The following is a 19,878-nucleotide window of genomic DNA, read 5'->3' on the forward strand; positions in this document are numbered from 1 at the left end:
GATTTTTTACAACACTGTTTTGGTGCAACACCGCGATATGGTTTTTTGCAGAGAAATCAAAGACTTGTCTGCCGATCACTGGCTTGCTGTACGAGCTGAGCAGCGGCCAGTGGTGTTGCGCGGACACGTCGGTCACTGGCCGGCCGTGGCGCACGCGCGACAGTCGCCGGAGGCGCTGTGCCGCTACCTGCTGGGGTTCGAGCGCGGCGGGGTGGCGGACACGGTGCTGATGCCGCCGCAAGCGCAAGGCCGGCTGTTCTACTCGCCGGACATGAAGGGCTTCAACTTCGTGCGCAGCAAACGCACGGTGGCGGCGGTGATCGAGCAGGTGGCGCGCTATTCGCAGTTTCCGGTGGCGCCGGCGGTGGCCATGCAGAGTGCATTGCTGGCGGACGTGCTGCCAGGGTTTGCGGACGAAAACCGCGCGCCGGTCCTGGAGCCGTCGGTGGCGCCGCGCCTGTGGCTCGGCAACGAGGTCATCACGCCGGCGCATTTCGACGAATCGCACAACCTCGCCTGCGTCGTCAGCGGGCGGCGGCGCTTCACGCTGTTTCCGCCCGAGCAGGTGGCGAACCTGTGTCTCGGCCCGCTGGACTTCGCGCCCACGCCCACGCCGATCAGCCTCGTGTCGTTCCGCACGCCTGATTTCGCCCGCTTCCCGCGGTTCAGGGAAGCGCTGAAGCACGCCATCGTCGCCGAGCTCGAACCCGGCGACGCGCTGTACATTCCCTCGCTGTGGTGGCATCACGTCGAATCGATCGGCGTGCTGAACACCATGGTCAACTACTGGTGGAGCGCGCCGGCGGCCGGCGGCCTGACAAAGGCCCAGGTGCTGGCTCAAGCCCTGGAGGCAAGATGAAGAAGACCGCCACGATGATCGCGGCGACAGCCTTGCTGGCGCTGTGCGGACCGGCCGTGCTGGCCGCGCCGCGCGTCGTCGTCAGCCCCTACAAATTCCTGCCGCTGAACCGCGCGCCTGACCATGCGATCGGCGCGCGCGACGCCAGGCCCTACGTTGCCGGCAAGCCGGCCGCCCTGACGTGGGCGTTCGCCACAGGCGAATGCGGCAGCGAGGCCTGGCGCGAACAGACGGGCACCCAGGTGGCGCAAGCCAATGTGGCGGCGTTCGCGCAAGCGGGCGTCGACTACGTGATCTCCACGGGCGGGCAGGGTGGCATGTTCACCTGCGCCACGGACGAAGGCATGGAACGCTTCATCGCCCGCTACGATTCGCCGCACCTGGCCGGCATCGATTTCGATATCGAGGCCGGCCAGACGAAGGAGCAGATCGCCTCGCTGGTGCGGCGCGCCGCCAACGCGCAGAAGCGGCGCCCGCAATTGCGCTTCTCGTTCACCGTCGCCACCCATGCCGCGTCGGACGGTAGCCGGCGCAGCTTGAACGCGCTGGGCGAGACGATCCTCGCGGCGGTGCGCGCCAGCACCTTGCGCGACTGGACGTTCAACCTGATGGTGATGGACTACGGCCCACCCGCCGCCGATGCCTGCGTGCTGCGCGGCGCCGCGTGCGACATGGGCAAGTCGGCCGTGCAGGCGGTGCGCAACGTGCACGAGAAATACGGCATTGCCCTGGCACAGATCGAGGTGACGCCGATGATCGGCGTGAACGACATGCCCTTGAACGACTTCACGCTGGACGATGCGCGCATGGTGGGCGCGGCGGTGAGGGAGATGGGACTGGCCGGGCTGCATTGGTGGTCGCTGGATCGGGACCGGCCGTGCAAGGTGGCCGTGAAGGGAGCGAGTGACCGGTGCAGCGGGATGGCGGGGGAGGAGGGGGCGTTCGAGCGGGCGTTCAGGGCTGGCCTTCGTGGCGAGCGCTGAGGGGCCTGCGCCGGCACGACAGGTTTGTGGCGAGCGCTGGGGAAAACCAATGGGATGGACGCCCCCACCCTGAGACGGCATCGATGTGCCAAAGTGGAGCTGTCGAAGTTTCACTTAACCAGAGAGGGGCGTCACCATGAAGATTACGACATGCAGTATGGATCTGGCAAAGGAAGTTTTCCAATTCCATGGCGTTAATGCGAGCGGCAAGGTCGAGATGCGATGCCAGCTCCGGCGTGGCAAGGTGATGAGGTTTTTCTCTAACATGCCGCCGTGTCTAATTGGGATGGAGGCGTGTGGCAGCGCGCATTACTGGGCACGGCAGTTGCAGAGCCTGGGCCACACGGTCAAGCTGATAGCTCCGCAGTTCGTCAAGCCATACGTGAAGACCAACAAGCACGATGCAGCCGATGCCGAGGCAATCTGCGAGGCAGTGCAAAGGCCAAACATGCGCTTTGTGCCGATCAAGACTATTGAGCAGCAGGCGATTATCGCTGTTCACACGGCGCGTAGTGGGTTCGTCAAGCAGCGTACTGCTCAGGCCAACCAGATTCGCGGCCTGCTGGCGGAGTTTGGCCTCGTTGTCCCGAAGGGTTTGGCCGTGCTCAGGGAGCGAGTACCGGCACTGCTCGACGAAGCGAAGGATGAGTTGCCCGGCATTTTTCGCCAGACCATTCTGGAACTTCTCGATCACTTGAAGGTGCTGGATAGAAGAGTCAACGAATTCGAGCTGGAAATTCTGAAATGGCACCGCTCGAACCCGATGTCCAAACGGTTGGAGAAGATACCCGGCATAGGACCGATCACAGCCAGCGCTTTGGTCGCGGCGATCGGTAACGCGAGGAACTTCGCCAATGGCAGGCAACTCGCAGCGTGGATCGGCCTAGTACCCAAGCAGCATTCGACAGGCGGTCGCACAAATCTTCTGGGCATCAGCAAAAGGGGCGATACGTACCTGCGTACTTTGCTCATTCATGGAGCCCGAGCGGTGATCCAGCATGCAGTCAAAAAGGATCCAAGCAAGAGCGGCTGGCTTCACTCACTGCTTGGGCGACGGCACAAGAACGTTGCGGCAGTAGCATTGGCCAACAAGAATGCAAGGACTGTCTGGGCCCTATTGGCTCATGACAGAGAGTTCCGAGCCGATTACGCTGCCGCGTAATCGGCTCGGCTGAGGGCCTTCGCGGAGGGTAGCGGACAGTTTTTTGGAAGCGGAGCAGTACATTCCACCGATTGCACAAGCGATCAAGAAGTGATGGCAAACCAGGTAAGACCGTGGTCGGCTTAGCCCGCGCGACACCAAGCACCTTGAGTGCGTTAAACCGAGGGGGCGTCGACCAGCAAATCCCATCAGGGACAGTGGCATCAGCCACATCAAAGTCCGAATGTACGGGTGCAATCTTTACCTACAAACCATCACGAAAAGAAAGCTTGGCATACCGGGGGCGTCCATGTACGACACCTCGGCGGACGCAGGCATGAAAAAAGCGGGAAGGGCCGTCGGCCGTTCCCGCTTTGTCGCTGGTGCAGCGTGGATTACTGGGCAGCCTGTGCCTGTGCGGTGCCGCCGGCCGGGCGGTTTACCCACATGATCCAGTAGCGCGCCAGGTCGGCACGGCCGTCGGCGCCGGTGACGGACTGCAGCGTCTTGATGGCGTCGTCCTTGCGGCCGGCCAGCGCATACGAGTAGCCCAGGCGCAGCTTGGCGTCTTCCGCGTTCTGCAGGCCGCCCTTGGCGATGCCTTCCTGGATCAGGGCGATGCCCTTGTCGTACTGGCCCAGCGTGACGTACGCATAGCCCAGGTTGACGAGGCCGGTGCCGTTCTTCGACTTGCGGGCCGAGGCTTCGCCGGTGCCGATGTTCTTCGTGTCGTCGGCGGCCTGCTTGTCGGCCTGCGCGCGCAGCTTCTTGTGTTCGCCGGCCTTGTTGCCGGTGCCCAGCACGCCGTTGGCGAAGCCGGCGTCCAGCGCCTGTTTCGCTTCGATCGGCTGGCCGGCCAGCAGGGCCAGTTCGGCCAGTGCCGTGTACTCTTCCGCCGACATCTTCGACACGGCCACCTTTTCCAGGCGCAGCACGTCCAGCGCGAAGCGGTTCGAGTAGCTTGCCTTGCCCTGGGTGCGGCTCAGCAGGTCGAGCCAGTAGTCGTCGTTCGGGTAGTAGCGCACCAGGTTTTCCAGGGCTACCAGGTAGGTCGCCTGGTCCTTCGTCTTGGCGCCGGAGTTGGCCAGCAGTTGCAGCTCTTCCAGCTTCGGGGTGGTGCCGGCCTTCTGGTGCGCGTCCAGGTCCTTCAGTAGCTCGGTCTTCGCGGTGGCGAAGTCGTTGTTGAAGTAGTGGGCCTTGATGATGTACGGACGGACCTTGGTATCGCCGGTTTCGGTCTGGTAGCGGTTGAACCAGGTGATGGCCTTCGGGTAATCCTTGTTGTTGTAGTACTGGGTGGCCAGCGCCTGCACGAAGTCGCGCTGCTCGGTCGGCTGGAGCTTGCCGGAATTGATCACGGCTTCCAGTGCCGTCGTCAGCGTGGCGCTGTCATTCGTGGCCGAGGCCAGCGAGATGCGCATGCGGTTCAGCACGAAATCTTCGTACACGGTCTTGTTCGGCAGCGCGTCGGCCTGGGCCAGGCGGTTTTTCACTTCGTCGTAATTCTTGGCATCCATCAGCGGCTTGATCTGCGCCGGATCGACCAGCTTGAACAGCTCGGGACGCACGGTGTCCTTCGGTGCTTCGGCCTGGGCTGCGGGCTTGTCTTGGGCGAAAGCCGCGGCGGGCAGGGCGAAAGCGGCGTTCAGGCCGATGGCAGCCAGCAGGAGGCTGATGCGGGCGAGACGGAACTGGGGCATGATGAAAAAATCCTTCAATCAAGGGACAAACACTTATTGTCCCATAAATTTCAATAAGGTTAGGGTTTCAATTTACGCAATGGTGACGTCGCGTAAAGATACTACGGAAGGGCATGGCGCGCCATTGGTACCGCAATCAAATCCTCATCGGGCAGCCAGCTCCGGTTGCTCGCCAGCCGCCGGTTCGGCGTCCTCCGCCACCCGGGATTCCATTGGAATGAACTGCGACAGCACGGCCACGGGGATCGCCGCCACCAGTACCCACACGAAGAAGCGCTGGTAGCCCAGCGCCGCCTGGATATCGCCGCTGATCCATTTGAACAGCACGAAGCCCAACTGCATGATGCCGGTCGAGAAGGCGTAGTGGGCCGTCGTGTACTTGCCGGGGGCGACCACCTGCATCATGTAGAGGATGATCCCCACGAAGCCGAAGCCGTAGCCGAACATTTCGGCGGACAGCGCGGCGCCGACGATCACCAGGTCGTGCGGATGCCAGGTGGACAGGTACCAGAACACGAGATTGGGCAGGTTCACGGCCAGGATCAGCGGCAGGATCGCGCGGCGCAGCCCCAGCCACGATGTGAAATAGCCGCCGGCGATCGAGCCGACGATGAAGGCCACCGTGCCCGAGGTGCCATACACGATCCCCACCTCGGCGGTGGACAGGCCCAGGCCGCCCTTCTCGACGGCATCGCGCAGGAACAGCGGGCCGATCGTCTGCACCTGCGCTTCGCCGGCGCGGAACAGGATGATGAACAGGATCGATACCCAGATGCCCGGCTTGTTCAGGTAGTCGACGATCACCTCGCGCAGCGTGCGGGCGACGCCGGCCGCCGTGTGGTCGCTGCCCCGCGGATTGGGCGCGGCGGGCAGTGCCGCCGCGTGGTAGAGGCCCAGCCCGATCATCGTGCCGGCCAGGATGAGGAAGATGATCGTCCAGGCATTCGTCACGCCCTGCGTCTTCTCCAGCTGGCCGGCCAGGATCACGAGGCCGCCCAGCGAGATGAAACGGCCGGCATTGAAGAAGGTGCCGGTCCAGCCGGCATACTGCGCCTGCTGCTTCTTCGTGAGGCTGGCAATGTACAGGCCGTCGCAGGCGATATCGTGCGTGGCCGAGCTGATTGCCACCAGGCCCAGCATCGCCACGCTGGCGGCCAGCCACATCGGCAGGTGCAGGGCCAGCGCCACCAGGCCCAGGCAGGCCCCACCCAGCAGCTGGAAGGTGACGACCACCGCCTTCTTGCTGGGCGCCAGTTCCAGGAAGGGGCTCCACAGCGGCTTGAAGATCCACGCCGTGCCGATATAGGCCGTCCAGTGCGCGATATCCTCGTTGGCCACGCCCAGGCTCTTGAACATCAGGCCGGCGATCAGCGCGACCGCGAAGTAGGGCAGGCCCTGGGCGAAATACAGCGTGGGCACCCAGAACTGCGGCCGGCGTGCGCTGGTCTCCATCGTCTCTCCCGGTTGGCGGTTATGCAAAACCAGGCACCGGGCAGGTACCTTGCGCTTCCAGTTCGCCTGCCAGCCACGCGTTGACGGCATCGAGGGCCGGCGCGGCGAAGCCGTAGGTCATCAGTGCCGGCGCGGCGATGTCGAGCGCCTGGTAGGGGTTCCATAGCGCCACGTGCAAGTCCGGCCGCCAGGTGGCGCGCGCATGCGGCCCGTAGCGCAACCGCGAGGTCGATGCCAGGATCGTGTAGCGGCCATCGGCAGGCAGCGCCGACCAGTCGAAGCGCTCGGCATCGGCGAACGTGACGAGCTCCACATCGAACAGGCGGCGCAGCGACTCGGCCACCCTGGCCGCCGGTACGCCCGCTTCCGACACGCCATCGCTGACGACATCGGCACGCGCCACGAGGCGCACCTTGCTGCCCGGGGCCGGCCGTTGCGGATTGCCGCGGCTCGTCAGCGCGCGGCGCCAGCCTTCGGCCATCACCGCCCGGTCGGCCTCCTCCTCCGCGTAGCCGCGTGGCGCGACCGGGTACTTGTTCGCCAGTGCCGACAGGCGCGCGAGCCGCGCGTCGACCTGCTGCCGGGCGATGGTGCCGTCGGCGATGGCATGTGCGATGGCGTCCAGCGTCTCGTCCTGCGTTTGCGGCGTCCCCAGCGCCATCACCATGTCGGCGCCGGCGGCCAGCGCGCGCACGGCCGCGTTGCCCGCGCCGTAGCGGCCGGCGATCGCGTGCATGTCCATGCCATCGGTGATGATCACGCCGTCGTAGCGCCATTCGCGCCGCAGGATGCCGTCCAGGATCGCCGGCGACATGGTGGCCGGGTTGTCGGCGTCGATGGCGGGGTAGACGATGTGCGCCGTCATCACGGCCGGCGCCGCCGGCGCGGCGATGCGGAACGGGGCCAGCTCGAATGCTTCCAGCTCGCTGCGCGGCTTGTCGACGGTGGGCAGGTCGCGGTGCGAATCCACGCTGGTGTCGCCATGGCCGGGGAAGTGCTTCACGCAGCAGGCAATGCCTTCCGCCTCGCTGCCGGCCATCCACGCCATCGCCAGCTCGGCCGCCCGGCGCGGTTCGGCGCCGAACGAGCGCTCGGCGATCACCGGGTTGTGCGGGTTGTTGTTCAAGTCCAGCACGGGCGCGAAATTCCAGTTGAAGCCCAGCGCCTTCACGGCGCGGGCCACGGCGGCGCCGGTGCGGCGCGCGAGCTCGGTATCGTCGGCGGCGCCCAGGCCCATCGCGGCCGGCGGTGCCGGCACCCAGGTCGAGCGCACCACGGCGCCGCCTTCCTGGTCGATGGCGATCAGCGCCTCGGGGCCCAGCACGGCGCGCAGGTCGGCCGTCAGCTTCGACAGCTGCGCCTGGTCGCTCATGTTCCCGCGGAACAGGCACACGGCGCGAATGCCGTTCGTGCGCAGAAAGTGGGCCGTGGCGGCATCGAGCTCGGTGCCGGGAAAGCGGATCATGATGAGTTGGCCGGCGAGCTTGCGCAGCTCCTGATGTCGTTCGTTCATTCACAGCTCCATGTGATGGCATGCCCGGCGCCGGACAGGCGAGGGTTGGGCGCCGCGCGCCGGCGCGGCAGTTCTTTCAATTGGTCCTGGTGACCTTGGAGAGGTGCCGCGGCCTGTCGGGATCGAGGCCGCGCGCGGCCGACAGTTTCGCGGCCATCACGTAGAACGCCTGGATCGCCACGATCGGGTCGAGGTCCGGCGTGGCGGCCACCGGCAGCGTGAGATCGCGCTGCGCCACGTCCCCGGGCGCGGCCAGCAGCACGCGGGCGCCGCGGCCGCGCATCTCGTCGGCCAGCGCCAGCAGGCCGGCCTGCGTGGGGCCGCGCGTGGCGAAGATCAGCAGCGGATAACCCTCGTCGATCAGCGCCATCGGGCCGTGCTTGATCTCGGCGCCGGAAAACGCCTCGGCCTGCAAGGCCGACGTTTCCTTGAACTTCAGCGAAGCTTCCAGCGCCACGGGGAAGCCGATGCCGCGCCCCACCACCATGATGTTGCGGGCCGGCGCCAGCACGTCCACCGCCTGCTGCCAGTTTGCCTGCGTGGCCGCCGCGAGTGCCTCGGGCAGGGCGGCCAGGCCATCCTTCAGTTCTCCGTCGTCCTGCCAGCTGGCGACCAGGCGCGCGCCCGCCACGAGCGAGGTGATGAAGCTCTTGGTCGCGGCCACGCTCTGCTCCTTGCCGGCGCGCAGAGGCATGGCCCATTCGGCGGCCTGCGCCAGCGGCGAATCGATGTCGTTGACCAGCGCCACCGTCGTGGCGCCGCCGGCGCGGAAGTAGCGGATCGGCTCGACCACGTCCGGGCTCTGGCCCGATTGCGAGACGGCGATCGTCAGCGTGCCTTCCGTGCGCAACGGTGACTTGTGCAGCGTGACGAGGGACATCGGCAGCGACGCCACCACGCGCCCCAGCCGCGCCATGATCAGGTAGGCGATGTAGTTCGATGCATGGTCCGAGCTGCCGCGCGCCACGGTGAGCGCCGTGGCGAACGGCGTGCCGGCCAGCTTGCGGCCCAGGTCCGCGTAGCGGTCGGCATCGTGCGCCAGTTGCCCGGCCACGCATTCCGCGGCCGACAGCGCTTCCTTAAGCATCATTGAGGTCAACGCGTTCTCCTTCGATGTAGACGGCTTTCAGTTTCAGGTCGCGGTCGAGTACCACGATGTCCGCCCAGGCCCCGGTGCGCAGGCGGCCGCGCTCTTCCAGCCCCAGGTAGTCGGCCGCGTGGGTCGATACGCGGGCGGAGGCGTCGGCCAGGTCGAGGCCCAGGCCCACCAGGTTGCGCAGCGCCTGGTCCAGCGTCAGCGTGCTGCCGGCCAGCGTGCCGTCCGGCAGCCGCACGCCGCCCATGCACTTGTGCACGGTGTGCCGTCCCAGCATGTACTCGCCATCGGGCATGCCGGTGGCCGAGGTGGAATCGGTCACGCAGTACAGCCGCGGGATCGCGCGCAACGCCGTCTTGATGGCGCCCGGATGCACGTGCAGCAGGTCGGGAATCAGCTCGGCGAACTGCGCATGCGCCAGCGCCGCGCCGACCATGCCCGGCTCCCGGTGGTGCAGGGGGCTCATCGCGTTGAAGAGGTGCGTGAAGCCGGCCGCGCCGTGTTCCAGCGCGGCCACGCCATCCTCGTAGGAACCCAGCGTGTGACCGATCTGCACGCGCATGCCTTCGTCGGCCAGCTCGCGCACCAGTTCCAGGTGGCCGGCGATTTCCGGTGCCACCGTGATCACGCGCAGCGGTGCCATGGTTTCCAGGCGCTGCACTTCGGCCAGCGTGGCGGCGCGCGCGAAATTCGGTTGCGCACCCAGCTTGCCGGAATTGATGTACGGGCCTTCCAGGTGGGCGCCAAGCACGCGCGCCTCACCCTTGCCGCGCTGCTTCACCGCCTTGCCGATCGCCGCCAGGGCCAGGTCGATGTCTTCCGGCGGCGCCGTCATCGTGGTCGCCAGGATGCTGGTGGTGCCATGGCGCGCGTGGATCGCGGCGATCGCATGGACGGCGTCGCCGCCTTCCATCACGTCGCGCCCCGCGCCGCCGTGTACGTGCAGGTCGACGAAGCCGGGCAGGATGTAGTCGTCGCCGTTGGCTTGCGGGTCGGCGGCATCGCCGCTGATGCCCGTCACGCGTTCATCGAAGGTGAGGGTGCCGGCGAGCCAGCCGCCGGGTGTGAGGATATTGCCTTGCAGGGTATTCAATTTGTTTGCATCGTTCATCGACGCGACTCCGCCACGAATTCGTAATAGTCACTGCGGCACCACGAGTGGGTCAGTTCCACCGCGGCGCCGCTTTCCAGGTAGCTCACGCGCGTGATGTGCAGCATGGCCGTGCCGGGCGCGATATTGGCCAGCCGCGCCTGTTCGGCATCGGCATTGATCGCGCGGATATGCTGCAGTGCCCGCATCGGCACCGTGCCATGCGCTTCGAGATAACCGTACAGCGAGTCGGTGACGCGCTGCGGATCGGGAATGTAGGCGGCGGGAATGGTCGAGGTCTCGATCGCCATCACGACGTCGTCCGCCGTGCGCAGGCGTTTCAGGCGCGCAACCGGCACGTTCGGCGACAGGCCCAGCGACAGCAGTTCGAGCGGCGCGGCGATGCCGATCTCGCGCTGCAGCCAGCGCGAGCCCGCGGTGAAACCGCGCTGGCGCAGCTCTTCCGAGAAGCTCGTCAGGCGCGACAGCGGCTGTTCCAGCTTGGGCGTGATGTAGGTGCCCGACCCGCGCCGCCGCGTGAGCATGCCGCGGTCGCACAGCAGGTCGATCGCCTTGCGCGCCGTCACGCGCGAGATCTTCAGCGCATCCGACAGCACGCGCTCGGAAGGCAGCGCCTCGTTGGCGCGCCAGTCGCCGCCGGCGATGCCGTCGGAGAGCTTGTTCGCCAGCTGCATGTACAGGGGCGTATCGCTCGAAGCGTCGGGGTGGAAATCGCGCAGGCGGCCGGGCATGTCTATTCCTTTCCGAGGTTGTGGCGGATGAGCCGCAGCGCGCCGGCGGCGGAATCGCCGTTCGCCGGCACGATGCGCGCCAGCAGCTCGCCGGGCAGGAAGGCGCGCATCGGTTCGGCCAGCCCGCCGCACAGCGCGATCGGGAGCTTGCCGGCCGTGTCCAGGGCGGCCGCGATCAACCCTGCCTGGCGGCCTGCCTCGAGCATGATCTCGCGCGCCGTGTCGTCGCTGCCGGCGTGTTCGAGCACGATGCGGGCAAGCTGCGCATAGCGCGTCTGCGTGGCGCTGGCGAGCCACAGCTGGACCGCGTTCCGGCTGGCGTTGCCATCGCCACCGCAGGCGGCGATGACGGCGTCGGCAAACGCGCTGCCGGCCGCGCGGCCGTCGATCACGTGCTGCACGTGGTTCACGGCGCGCATGCCGATCCAGGCGCCGCCCGCTTCGTCGCCGGTGGGGAAGCCCCAGCCGCCCACCTCGCGCCGCGACCCGTCCTCGCACAGGGCCTCGCCCACGCTGCCGGTGCCCAGCGCGATGATCGCGCCGGGGCGGCCTTCGTGCGCGCCCAGTACCGTGGTGTAGGCATCCGTTTCCAGCGCCACCGCCGCATAGCCGGGATTGGCACCGATGAAGTCGGCCGCCCACTGCTTGTTGTGGACGCCCGCCAGGCCCAGGCCGATGCCGATGCGCTCGCGCGGTGGCAGCGGAATGGCTGCCGCCTGGAACGCCGCCGCCGCGGCCTGTTCGATGGATTGCCACGCATTCGGGATGCCGTGCAGCAGGGCGGAAGGGCCGCTGCTGCCTTCGGCCAGCAGGGTGCCGTCTGGAAGAGCGAGGCGCACGCGGGTGCCGGTGCCGCCGCCGTCGACGCCGATCAGATAGTCGATCATGGGGAGGTCGTGGTGGAAGAGTCGTGCTGACTATAGGGTCGGCAAACCAGCTTGTCAACAGGTATTTAACTGGTATTATCGAAAGGGGTATCCCGCAAGCGCGACATCTGGCGATTGATGAGCTAAGTTACTGATCGATATAAGGAAATTCGGAACTTTGAATGGTATGCTCTTTGGTATCGAACCTACCGGTCCGGTTAATACCAGCGGCGAAAAAAAGCCCGGCGCGCGGCCGGGCGGGAGGAGGAGGGGAACGGTTGCGGGATCAGTGCGCGTCGCGCGTGCCGTCGCGGTCGATCGTCACCAGGCGATCCACGCCGTTGCGCCCATGTGTTTCGACCTTGCCGCGCACGTTGACGACGGCACTGCCGGGGCCGCGCACGGACACCTGGGCCACGTCCGCATGCAGGGCGCGGCCCTCGATGCCGCCCGAGCCGGAAAGCTGGGCCGACAGCCGCGCGGTGCGGCCGCGCAGGTGGGCGCCGCCGGGGCCGGACAGCGTCAGGCGCACGCTTTTCGCGTCCGTTTCCGCCGTCAGGTCGCCCGAGCCGGACAGCTCCGCGTCCAGCGCTTCGCCGACGCGCTGCAATTGGATATTGCCGGGACCATGGCCGCGCAGCACGGCACGGCCGGCGCTCAATGCCTCGCCTTCGAGGTTGCCGGAACCGCCGATGGAAGCTTCCAGCACGCCCGTCGAGCCGCTCAGCTTCATGCTGCCGGGGCCATCGAGTTCCACGCGCAGTTTCGCGGTCTGCAAGCCGCGCGCCTCCAGGTCGCCCGAGCCGCGCACCCGGGCCTCCATCTTGCGGATGGTGCCGGCCACGCAGGCGTTGCCGGGGCCGGAGAGGTTCGTGTTGGCGCTTTCCACCGCCAGCGCGCAGGCGTCCAGGTCGCCCGAGCCGGCCAGCGTGGCATGGATTTCCCGGCTGCGGCCCTGCAGGGTCACGGAGCCGGGTCCCGTCAGCGTCGTGCTGACCTTGTCGGCATGCAGGTCCTTCACGTCCAGGTCGCCGGAACCCGTCACGTCGGCCGCGAGCTCCTGCGTGATGCCCGACGCTTCCAGGTCGCCGGGGCCGTTCAGCTTTACCCGCAGCGTGGCGGCCCGCAGGCCGCGCAGGTCGATGTCGCCGCTGCCGCTGCCGCGCACGGTCAGCTCGCGCACGGTGCCGTTCGCCGTCAGGTCGCCGGGGCCCGTCACGGCCAGTTGCAGCGACTCGCCGCGCGCGCGGTCCAGCCGCACGTCGCCGCTGCCGCTGCTTTTCAGGCTCTTCAGGAGCGGGGCGCCGATCGTCACGACCACGGGCTCGCTGCGCTTGCCAAAGCTGAATTGCCAGCCGCCCTGGCCCTTGCGGCGCACCACGAGCGTATCGCGGTCGACGAAGGTCTCGATCCCGGACAGCTCCTTGGCCGGCCCGTCCAGCCGCACGGCGCGGGGCGCTTCGGCATCCACGTGCACGTCGAACGGGCCGGAGACATCGATGGCGGTGAACGCGCCGATGGAGCGGGTTTCGGTGGCGTTGTCCGCGGCCAGGGCCGGTTGCAGGGCGCCGGCCAGCGCGAACAGGGCGAGCGGAGGAAGGAGTCGGTTCATATATTGGCCTTGTTGTAAGAAGCATCACGAAACATCGCCAGCGTAGGCCAACGGCGGGCACGGCGCGAGGCCGGCGGGATGGAGTGGAGAAATCGCGGTGCCGGCCGCAGAATCGGCCGATGAGCGGGAGCGCCCGGTCAGCCGAACAGTTCTTCCTTGCGCCCCGTGCGCAGCAGGATCAGCAGCAGGCCGACCAGCAGCATCGATGCCATGCGCGGTTCGGGGATCGTGGGCGGCACGTCGACCCTGGCCGGTATGGCCGGCGTGGCCGGCACGGCGGCCGGCAGCGGTACCAGTCCGGCATCGGCCGGCTTGAACAGCGGGCGGTCGACGGCCAAGGGGGCACCGTCGCGCGGCGGCCCGGCCAGCGCTTCACCGGTGAAGTACCAGGCCTGCGTGATATCGTAAAAGTCAACCTGGAAATGCGCCGTGCGCCAGCTGTCGGCGCCGGCCATGGCGGCGGAAGAGGGGGCCGCGTGTACCGTGGCGGCGAGCGAGACTGAGACTGCGAAGGCGACTGCGCAATGGATTTTCATCATGGTCCGTCCCGGCTTGAGCATCGCTATTAAAGCACAGTCCGTAGTGAAATGATAACGATTCGCAGAAAACAGACGGTCCACATGCCGGGCACCGCGAGGAGGTGTCATAATGCCTGCCGGAGGAATTTCGCAAGATGATCAAGTACATAGGAACCAGGAAAACCGATCAAGGCGGAACGCTCTATGTTTTCCTCATCAACGGGCAGGAAAAGCAGGTGCGCGAAAGTGCCCTGAAGCAGTACCCCGGCTGCTACGAAGCGCTGCCAGAATCGGTCAAGGCCAGGATCGCCGCCAACCGCAAATGGCTGCAAAACCTGTAGGACCCCGCGCGCCGGCCATGCTGGCGCTGGCACTGGGCCTTGCGGTCGCCCCGCCGTTGCCGGCCAAAGTGCCCACTCACTTCGGCGTGGTGCTCGGCAATGGGCTGCTGTGCCGCGACCAGACATCGAACCGTTATTATTTCGACTACATGGTGCGCTGGTTCGGCCAGCCCTACAAGCGCGAAGGCGGCGCCTGGTGGTTCCGCACGCCCCAGGCGCGGCTGTGGGGCTTTCCCGTGAGCGAGGTGATCGTCAGCGACGAGACCTTCCCCTACCGCTTCGTCGGGGCGGTGGCCGATACCACGCCGGAAAAGCTGGCCGCGGCGATCACGAAGCGCGACGGCTTGCGCTATGTGCCCATCGCCGGCAGCGCCACGCCCGTGCGCGAAACCTCCACCGGCGGGCGCATCGCTTATGCCGACCGCCGTTCCAAGATCTACTGCGCCAAGTTCAAGCCGCTGCCGCCGGCACTGCGCTGACCGAACCCATGTACAACCGATTCTTCAACCTGACCCAGAGCCCGTTTTCCATCGCGCCCGATCCGCGCTACCTGTTCATGAGCGAACGCCACCGCGAGGCGCTGGCCCACCTGCTGTACGGCGTGGGCAGTGGCGGCGGCTTCGTGCTGCTGACGGGCGAGATCGGCGCCGGCAAGACCACCGTGTGCCGCTCGTTCATCGAGCAGGTGCCGGCCGATTGCCGGCTGGCCTATATCTTCAACCCCAAGCTTTCGGTGGAAGAGTTGCTGCAAACGGTCTGCGACGAGTTCCGCATCGCCCTGCCGCCGGGCGCGGCCACCGTCAAGCACCATGTCGACGCGATCAACGCGCACCTGCTGGAAAGCCATGCGCGCGGGGAAAACAATGTGCTCGTCATCGACGAGGCGCAAAACCTTTCCCCCGCCGTGCTGGAGCAACTGCGGCTGCTGACGAACCTGGAGACCAGCGAGCGCAAGCTGCTGCAGATCATCCTGATCGGCCAGCCCGAGCTGCGCGCGATGCTGGCGCGGCCGGAACTGGAACAGCTGGCGCAGCGGGTGATCGCCCGTTATCACCTCGGGCCCCTGTCCGCCGCGGAGACGGGGCAGTACATCACGCACCGCCTGGCGGTGGCCGGGCTGGCCGGGCCGTCGCCGTTCCCGGCCGACGTGACGCGACTGGTCCACGCCCTCGCGCATGGGGTGCCGCGTCGGATCAACCTGCTGTGCGACCGGGCGCTGCTGGGCGCCTACGTGGAAAACCGGCCGCAGGTCACGCGCAAGATCGTGCGACGCGCCGCCGGGGAAGTCTTCGGTACCGACGTTGTCCCCCGTGCGCGGCCGCGCTGGCCATTGGTGGCGGGCGGCGTTCTGGCCGGGGCCGTGCTGACGGCGGCCGCCGCGTGGCAACTGGTGCCGGGCCAGGCGCCCAAGCCGGCAGCGACACCCGCAGCGGAACCCGCAGCGGCACCGGCACCGCGGGCGACGGCTGCCGCATTGCCGGCCGCGCCGTCCTTGGCCGGGGGCGCGGGCAGCGACGCGACGCTGCGCCGCCTGGCCGCGCTGTGGGGCGTGAACCCGGATGCGGGCGCGGGCGACGTTTGCGAAGCGCTGCGGTCCCGCAACCTGCGCTGCCTGTCCAGCCGCGGCGCGCTGGAAGAACTGCGGCTGCTGGACCGGCCGGCGATGCTCACCCTGAACGACGATCCGGCCGCGCCGACGTATGCCCTGCTGGTGGCGCTGGGCGAGCGCCAGGGCACGCTCGACATCGGCGGCCGCCGCCAGGCGGTGGCGCGCACGGCGCTGGAAAACCGCTACGACGGCACCTTCACTACGTTCTGGCGCGCGCCGCCGGGCTGGCGGGAACAGGTGGCCGCCGGCGATCGCGGCCCAGAAGTCGACTGGCTGGCCCGGCGGCTCGCGCAGTGGGCCGGCACCGCCAGGCCGCAGGACGGCGCGGCCCTCGAGGGCGAGACGCTGCGGCGCCTGCGCGACTTCCAGGCGGCCCAGCAACTGAAGGCGGACGGCGTGGCTGGTCCGAAAACATTCATACGCCTGAGTTTACTCGGCGACGTACCGGAACCCCGGCTGGCGCCGGCCGGAGGGAAGTGACATGTCCTATATTCTCGAAGCCCTGAAGAAGGCGCAGGCCGAGCGGCAACTGGGTGAAACGCCGGGCATCCACACGCCCGTGCCCCAAGCTCCCGCCGGTGGCGCCGCACCGCTGCGCAAGCCGCTGGCGGCCGCCTTTGCCGTGATGGCGCTGGCGATCGTCGGGCTTGCCGCCGTAATATGGCGGCAGGCGACCGCCCCCGCCCAACCGCCAGTGGTGCCGGTGGCGGCCGTGCCAGCCGCGCAGGTGCCCTTGACGCAGACTGCGCCTGGGCACTCCGGGCAGGCTCCCGTTGTGCAGGCGGTGCCGGTGCAATCCGCGCAGGTGCCCGTTGCGCAGGCGGTGCCGATGCAATCCGCGCAGGCTCCCGTTGCGCACGCGGTGCCGATGCAATCCGCACAGCTGCCCGTTGCGCAGGCGGTGCCGGCGCAATCCGCGCAGGTGGCCGTGACGCCGGCCAGGCGCGCGCCACCGGTATCGCAGCCGGCTGCTGCCGCAGCTGCTTCAGCAACGGCGCTGGCGGCCGCCAGCACGCCACCGCCCGCCGTCCAGCCGGTCCATGCCGGGTCGCCCGTCGCGGGCGTGAATCCGCCACCCCTGCGCGGGGAAGGCGCGCGCGCCGCAAAGAAGGAAGAGCCGGCCGGTGAGGAGCACGTGCAGGCGCTTCGCGACCTGCCCGAACCGATCCAGCGGGCGATCCCGCCGATCTCGATGAGCGGCTACATGTATTCGCCGAATCCGGCGGACCGCCTGGTCCTGATCGACAAGGTGCTGCGCCGCGAGGGAGACGAAGTCGCGCCCGGCCTGGTGCTGGTGCGCCTCGAGCCGAAAGGGGCGGTCTTTACATTCCGCGGCTACCGTTACCGGATGCCTTACTGAACTTCGGTGCGGAACGTCGCGCACGATTGGGCAGTCATCTCCCGGTCATACAAGTTCGTCATGCTTGGCATATCGACAACCACCCGGGATGACCACATGAAGCTCAACATTCTGCAAGCGTTGCCCCTGCTAGCCGCTGCCGCGCCCGTGCGCGCGGCTTACACTCCCGACGCCGCCGCGGCGGAGCCGGGCGCGCTCGTCATCGTGCTGGCCTGTGTCGGCCTGTTATGCCTGATGGCCGGCGGTGGCGACGACGGCCCGTTCCGGCCGGAGCCCTAAGCATCATTGGTCGGCCACGCGGACGACCAGCTTGCCGAAATTGCGCCCCTGCAGCAGGCCGACGAATGCGGCGGGGGCGTTCTCGAGCCCTTCGACCACGTCTTCCCGCAAGCGGATGCTACCGTCCGCCAGCCAGCCCTCCATGTCGCGGCGGAACGCTTCATAACGGGTGGCGTAATGATCCAGGATGATGAAACCCTGCATGCGGATGCGCTTCTGCAGGATCGCGGCTGTCACGCGCGGCAGCCGGTCCGGGCCGGCCGCGCCGTCGGCATCGTTATAGTGGGCGATGAATCCGCATACGGGAATGCGCGCGCCCACGTTCAGCAGCGGGACCACGGCATCGAACACGGCGCCGCCGACATTCTCGAAGTAGACGTCGATGCCGTCGGGGCAAGCCGCGGCGAGGCGCTGGGCGAAGCCGGGATCGTTGCGGTCGATGCAGGCGTGAAAGCCCAGCTCTTCGATGGCGTGGCGGCACTTGTCGGCACCGCCGGCAATGCCGACCACGCGCGCACCGTTGAGCCGGGCGATCTGGCCGACGACGGAACCGACGGCACCCGTCGCGGCGGCGACGACGACAGTCTCGCCGGCCCGCGGCGCGCCGATGTCGAGCAGGCCGACATAGGCGGTAAATGCCGGCATGCCCAGCCCGCCCAGCGCGCGCGACGGATGCGGCATGTCGCCTAGCCGCATCAGGTCGCTGCTGTCGGAGAGCGCGTAGTCCTGCCAGCCAGCGTTGGCGAGTACCAGCTCACCTTCCTGGAAGCCTGGGTGCCGCGAGCGGACCACGCGGCTGACTGTGCCGCCTACCATCGTGCCGCCGATCTCCACGCGCGGTGCGTAGCCTGGGCCGACTTCGTCCATCAGGTTGCGCATATAGGGATCGAGCGACAGGTACAGGGTACGCAGCAGCACTTGTCCTTCGCCCGGCACGGGCACGTCGGTCTCTTCGATGCGCAGGTCGGCAGGTGAGGGCAAGCCTTTTGGGCGGGCGGCGAGGAGAATGCGGCGGTTCACGTTGTTATTTTGCGGCATGGTTGGCTCCTTTGAATTAGACCGGTCGTCTAGCAAACATCAAAAAAAGGACTCAGCCGAGTCCCAGCAGTGTGCGTGTCTGCGCCATCGCCGTATCGAGCGGGGCCCGGTCACGCAGGATCTTCGCCAGCAGGCTGGCGCCGAGCCAGTTCTGGTACAGCGCCGTCGCCGTGCCGGCCGGGTCCGGCAGGGTGGGCAGCGAGCCGTCCTGCGCGCCGGCCGCGAGAGTCGCCGCCAGCCTTGCCGTTACCGCGCGCGTCCCGCGGTCCAGCGCCGCGCGCATCGGTTCGGACAGGTCGCTGACCTCCGCGCCCAGCTTGACGACGAGGCAGCGGCTCTGCGCATGCTCGTCCGTCTGCGATGTCAGCCAGTCGTCGAAATAAGCCATCAACCGCTCGGCCGCCGTGCCGGAACCGCCCAGCAAGCCATCGATCTTGGCATGGCATTCGTCGAAATACGTTTCCAGCATCGCCTCGCCGAATGCCTCTTTCGAGGCGAAGTAATGGTAGAACGAACCCTTCGGCACCCTTGCCGCCGCCAGCAGTTCGGCCAGTCCGACCGCCGTGAAGCCCTTGGCGAGCAGCAGCGGGTGGGCCACGTCGAGGATGTGGCGGCGTACGTCGGGGAGGTGAGCGGTGGTCATGAAGGCAATATAGCACCGATTAGACCAGTCGGCTAGCGGTGCCGTGACCGGCCGGCAGGCGTATAATGCCGCGATGCAGACAGCACCTATCACGAATGCGGGGCCGGTGATCGGCATCGTCGGCCGGTCCGGCAGCGGCAAGACGACCTTGCTGGAATACCTCGTCGGCCGCTTGTCCGAACTGGGCCGCAAGGTCAACGTCATCAAGCACAGCCACCATGACCTGGAACTGGAGCCACCGGGCAAGGACAGCGCCCGACTGCGGCGCGCCGGTGCGGCCGAAGTGATGGTGGCGTCGCCTTACCGTTTCGCCATCGTCCGCGAACTGCGCGGCGCGCCGGAACCGGGGCTGGACGAGCAACTGGCGCGGCTGGCGCCGGCCGACCTGACCCTGGTGGAAGGCTTCAAGGCCTTTCCCATCGATAAACTGGAAATCCACCGGGCCGTGGGCGACAAGGGCCCGCTGTATCCGGACGATCCGCACATCGTCGCCGTTGCCTCGACCTTGCCGCGCCCGGCCGACGCGGCGCCGCACGTCGAATGGCTGGATCTCGGAGACCGCGAGGCCGTGCTGGCCTGGCTGCTGAAAAAAATGGCGCCGCCTGCCTCAAGTTCGCTGTGACTCTTCCGTAAACGAGGAAATGCCTCGTCACGGGGCGGCACAAAGGAGCTAACATGGATGCAATGAGCATCGCACGCCTGTCGACGACGATCGCCGAGACTGGTACGAAACAGGAAGTCAGCATGGCCGTGCTGAAGAAGGCGATGGACGTGCAAGCCGCTTCCGCCGAAGCCCTGATCGCAGCGCTGCCGGCCACGCCGAGCGCCCCGAACCTGCCGCCGCACCTGGGCAACCGGATCAACACCACTGCTTGAGCGCGTCCCCGAACGCGCTGACCCGCTGTTCCCCGTGGACAGCGGGTTTTTTTATTTCCGGAAAATAGTTGCTTCAAAAATGGGGACAGTCCCCATTTTTGAAGCAACTTTCGCTAGAATCGGCAGGTTGTTGACTGGATTGGAGAAACG

General features: G+C 67.4%; 21 protein-coding genes. 10 read left to right on the plus strand and 11 right to left on the minus strand.

The window, feature by feature from the left end:
- Positions 1 to 109 precede the first annotated feature (109 nt).
- From V6Z91_RS14550 to V6Z91_RS14560, 3 genes are all read left to right on the plus strand, one after another.
- Complete coding sequence (locus tag V6Z91_RS14550; protein WP_338771482.1) at positions 110 to 859, plus strand: cupin-like domain-containing protein; 750 nt, start codon at positions 110 to 112, stop codon at positions 857 to 859.
- Entirely contained in the window at positions 856 to 1,842 is a 987-nt protein-coding gene (locus V6Z91_RS14555; RefSeq protein ID WP_338771484.1) for a glycosyl hydrolase, read from the plus strand. Before V6Z91_RS14550 ends, V6Z91_RS14555 begins: the two co-directional genes overlap by 4 nt.
- A gap of 136 nt (positions 1,843 to 1,978) precedes the next feature.
- Positions 1,979 to 3,004 carry an IS110 family transposase gene (locus V6Z91_RS14560; RefSeq protein WP_338760468.1) on the plus strand — a complete coding sequence of 342 codons (1,026 nt, stop codon included), beginning with the start codon at positions 1,979 to 1,981 and terminating at the stop codon, positions 3,002 to 3,004.
- 374 nt (positions 3,005 to 3,378) lie between these two features.
- Here the strand turns inward: V6Z91_RS14560 and V6Z91_RS14565 are convergent, their stop codons facing one another.
- From V6Z91_RS14565 to V6Z91_RS14605, 9 genes are all read right to left on the minus strand, one after another.
- Entirely contained in the window at positions 3,379 to 4,683 is a 1,305-nt protein-coding gene (locus V6Z91_RS14565; RefSeq protein ID WP_338771486.1) for a hypothetical protein, read from the minus strand.
- A gap of 144 nt (positions 4,684 to 4,827) precedes the next feature.
- On the minus strand, positions 4,828 to 6,135 hold the full coding sequence (locus V6Z91_RS14570; RefSeq protein ID WP_338771487.1) for an MFS transporter: 1,308 nt from the start codon (positions 6,133 to 6,135) through the stop codon (positions 4,828 to 4,830).
- A gap of 19 nt (positions 6,136 to 6,154) precedes the next feature.
- Positions 6,155 to 7,648: a beta-N-acetylhexosaminidase gene (nagZ, locus tag V6Z91_RS14575; RefSeq protein WP_338771489.1), complete on the minus strand. Its 1,494-nt coding sequence runs from the start codon at positions 7,646 to 7,648 to the stop codon at positions 6,155 to 6,157.
- A gap of 76 nt (positions 7,649 to 7,724) precedes the next feature.
- Positions 7,725 to 8,738: an SIS domain-containing protein gene (locus tag V6Z91_RS14580; protein WP_338771491.1), complete on the minus strand. Its 1,014-nt coding sequence runs from the start codon at positions 8,736 to 8,738 to the stop codon at positions 7,725 to 7,727.
- Positions 8,728 to 9,855, minus strand: coding sequence for an N-acetylglucosamine-6-phosphate deacetylase (gene nagA / locus V6Z91_RS14585; RefSeq protein ID WP_338771494.1), 1,128 nt, complete (start codon positions 9,853 to 9,855; stop codon positions 8,728 to 8,730). The genes V6Z91_RS14580 and nagA overlap by 11 nt, the downstream gene beginning before the upstream one ends.
- Positions 9,852 to 10,586, minus strand: a complete 735-nt coding sequence (locus V6Z91_RS14590) for a GntR family transcriptional regulator (protein WP_338771497.1) — start codon at positions 10,584 to 10,586, stop codon at positions 9,852 to 9,854. The genes nagA and V6Z91_RS14590 overlap by 4 nt, the downstream gene beginning before the upstream one ends.
- Positions 10,587 to 10,588: 2 nt before the next feature.
- Entirely contained in the window at positions 10,589 to 11,473 is an 885-nt protein-coding gene (locus V6Z91_RS14595) for a BadF/BadG/BcrA/BcrD ATPase family protein (RefSeq protein ID WP_338771498.1), read from the minus strand.
- 265 nt (positions 11,474 to 11,738) lie between these two features.
- On the minus strand, positions 11,739 to 13,064 hold the full coding sequence (locus tag V6Z91_RS14600; protein ID WP_338771501.1) for a DUF2807 domain-containing protein: 1,326 nt from the start codon (positions 13,062 to 13,064) through the stop codon (positions 11,739 to 11,741).
- Between the two features lie 137 nt (positions 13,065 to 13,201).
- The gene (locus tag V6Z91_RS14605; protein ID WP_338771502.1) at positions 13,202 to 13,603 is read right to left on the minus strand and encodes a hypothetical protein; all 402 of its coding nucleotides are present in this window, start codon (positions 13,601 to 13,603) and stop codon (positions 13,202 to 13,204) included.
- A 134-nt stretch (positions 13,604 to 13,737) separates the two neighbouring features.
- On the opposite strand from V6Z91_RS14605, the gene V6Z91_RS14610 reads away from it, so the two are divergent.
- From V6Z91_RS14610 to V6Z91_RS14630, 5 genes are all read left to right on the plus strand, one after another.
- Positions 13,738 to 13,923 (plus strand): hypothetical protein, encoded by a 186-nt coding sequence (locus V6Z91_RS14610; RefSeq protein ID WP_338771503.1) that lies wholly within the window; start codon positions 13,738 to 13,740, stop codon positions 13,921 to 13,923.
- A complete protein-coding gene (locus tag V6Z91_RS14615) occupies positions 13,905 to 14,402 on the plus strand; it encodes a hypothetical protein (RefSeq protein ID WP_338771504.1) in 498 nt (165 codons plus the stop codon). Before V6Z91_RS14610 ends, V6Z91_RS14615 begins: the two co-directional genes overlap by 19 nt.
- 8 nt (positions 14,403 to 14,410) lie before the next feature.
- On the plus strand, positions 14,411 to 16,012 hold the full coding sequence (locus V6Z91_RS14620) for an AAA family ATPase (protein WP_338771505.1): 1,602 nt from the start codon (positions 14,411 to 14,413) through the stop codon (positions 16,010 to 16,012).
- A gap of 1 nt (position 16,013) precedes the next feature.
- Positions 16,014 to 16,892 (plus strand): general secretion pathway protein GspB, encoded by an 879-nt coding sequence (locus tag V6Z91_RS14625; RefSeq protein WP_338771508.1) that lies wholly within the window; start codon positions 16,014 to 16,016, stop codon positions 16,890 to 16,892.
- Between the two features lie 96 nt (positions 16,893 to 16,988).
- Complete coding sequence (locus tag V6Z91_RS14630) at positions 16,989 to 17,171, plus strand: hypothetical protein (RefSeq protein WP_338771511.1); 183 nt, start codon at positions 16,989 to 16,991, stop codon at positions 17,169 to 17,171.
- Between the two features lie 3 nt (positions 17,172 to 17,174).
- Here V6Z91_RS14630 and V6Z91_RS14635 read toward each other — a convergent pair whose 3' ends face one another.
- Both V6Z91_RS14635 and V6Z91_RS14640 read right to left on the minus strand, forming a co-directional pair.
- Entirely contained in the window at positions 17,175 to 18,209 is a 1,035-nt protein-coding gene (locus V6Z91_RS14635) for an NADP-dependent oxidoreductase (RefSeq protein WP_338771514.1), read from the minus strand.
- Between the two features lie 52 nt (positions 18,210 to 18,261).
- A complete protein-coding gene (locus V6Z91_RS14640; RefSeq protein ID WP_338771516.1) occupies positions 18,262 to 18,852 on the minus strand; it encodes a TetR/AcrR family transcriptional regulator in 591 nt (196 codons plus the stop codon).
- A gap of 73 nt (positions 18,853 to 18,925) precedes the next feature.
- Here V6Z91_RS14640 and mobB point away from each other — a divergent pair, with 73 nt between their 5' ends.
- Together mobB and V6Z91_RS14650 are read left to right on the plus strand one after the other, a co-directional pair.
- Positions 18,926 to 19,474 carry a molybdopterin-guanine dinucleotide biosynthesis protein B gene (gene mobB / locus V6Z91_RS14645; RefSeq protein ID WP_338771517.1) on the plus strand — a complete coding sequence of 183 codons (549 nt, stop codon included), beginning with the start codon at positions 18,926 to 18,928 and terminating at the stop codon, positions 19,472 to 19,474.
- Between the two features lie 53 nt (positions 19,475 to 19,527).
- Positions 19,528 to 19,728 (plus strand): YjfB family protein, encoded by a 201-nt coding sequence (locus V6Z91_RS14650; RefSeq protein WP_338771519.1) that lies wholly within the window; start codon positions 19,528 to 19,530, stop codon positions 19,726 to 19,728.
- The last annotated feature ends 150 nt before the right edge of the window (positions 19,729 to 19,878 follow it).

It is taken from the genome of Massilia sp. METH4, assembly GCF_037094685.1.
In the GTDB taxonomy this organism is placed as follows: Bacteria; Pseudomonadota; Gammaproteobacteria; order Burkholderiales; family Burkholderiaceae_D; genus Rugamonas.

Excerpts from the sequence above, each read along its gene's own strand:
- V6Z91_RS14640 (WP_338771516.1), bottom strand. The coding sequence starts at position 18,852 with ATGACCACCGCTCACCTCCCCGACGTACGCCGCCACATCCTCGACGTG.
- V6Z91_RS14625 (WP_338771508.1), top strand. The coding sequence starts at position 16,014 with ATGTCCTATATTCTCGAAGCCCTGAAGAAGGCGCAGGCCGAGCGGCAA.
- V6Z91_RS14600 (WP_338771501.1), bottom strand. The coding sequence starts at position 13,064 with ATGAACCGACTCCTTCCTCCGCTCGCCCTGTTCGCGCTGGCCGGCGCC.
- V6Z91_RS14635 (WP_338771514.1), bottom strand. The coding sequence starts at position 18,209 with ATGCCGCAAAATAACAACGTGAACCGCCGCATTCTCCTCGCCGCCCGC.
- mobB (WP_338771517.1), top strand. The coding sequence starts at position 18,926 with ATGCAGACAGCACCTATCACGAATGCGGGGCCGGTGATCGGCATCGTC.
- V6Z91_RS14565 (WP_338771486.1), bottom strand. The coding sequence starts at position 4,683 with ATGCCCCAGTTCCGTCTCGCCCGCATCAGCCTCCTGCTGGCTGCCATC.
- V6Z91_RS14595 (WP_338771498.1), bottom strand. The coding sequence starts at position 11,473 with ATGATCGACTATCTGATCGGCGTCGACGGCGGCGGCACCGGCACCCGC.
- V6Z91_RS14615 (WP_338771504.1), top strand. The coding sequence starts at position 13,905 with ATGGCTGCAAAACCTGTAGGACCCCGCGCGCCGGCCATGCTGGCGCTG.
- nagZ (WP_338771489.1), bottom strand. The coding sequence starts at position 7,648 with ATGAACGAACGACATCAGGAGCTGCGCAAGCTCGCCGGCCAACTCATC.
- V6Z91_RS14570 (WP_338771487.1), bottom strand. The coding sequence starts at position 6,135 with ATGGAGACCAGCGCACGCCGGCCGCAGTTCTGGGTGCCCACGCTGTAT.
- V6Z91_RS14650 (WP_338771519.1), top strand. The coding sequence starts at position 19,528 with ATGGATGCAATGAGCATCGCACGCCTGTCGACGACGATCGCCGAGACT.
- V6Z91_RS14560 (WP_338760468.1), top strand. The coding sequence starts at position 1,979 with ATGAAGATTACGACATGCAGTATGGATCTGGCAAAGGAAGTTTTCCAA.
- nagA (WP_338771494.1), bottom strand. The coding sequence starts at position 9,855 with ATGAACGATGCAAACAAATTGAATACCCTGCAAGGCAATATCCTCACA.
- V6Z91_RS14620 (WP_338771505.1), top strand. The coding sequence starts at position 14,411 with ATGTACAACCGATTCTTCAACCTGACCCAGAGCCCGTTTTCCATCGCG.
- V6Z91_RS14580 (WP_338771491.1), bottom strand. The coding sequence starts at position 8,738 with ATGATGCTTAAGGAAGCGCTGTCGGCCGCGGAATGCGTGGCCGGGCAA.
- V6Z91_RS14605 (WP_338771502.1), bottom strand. The coding sequence starts at position 13,603 with ATGATGAAAATCCATTGCGCAGTCGCCTTCGCAGTCTCAGTCTCGCTC.
- V6Z91_RS14610 (WP_338771503.1), top strand. The coding sequence starts at position 13,738 with ATGATCAAGTACATAGGAACCAGGAAAACCGATCAAGGCGGAACGCTC.
- V6Z91_RS14555 (WP_338771484.1), top strand. The coding sequence starts at position 856 with ATGAAGAAGACCGCCACGATGATCGCGGCGACAGCCTTGCTGGCGCTG.
- V6Z91_RS14590 (WP_338771497.1), bottom strand. The coding sequence starts at position 10,586 with ATGCCCGGCCGCCTGCGCGATTTCCACCCCGACGCTTCGAGCGATACG.
- V6Z91_RS14630 (WP_338771511.1), top strand. The coding sequence starts at position 16,989 with ATGAAGCTCAACATTCTGCAAGCGTTGCCCCTGCTAGCCGCTGCCGCG.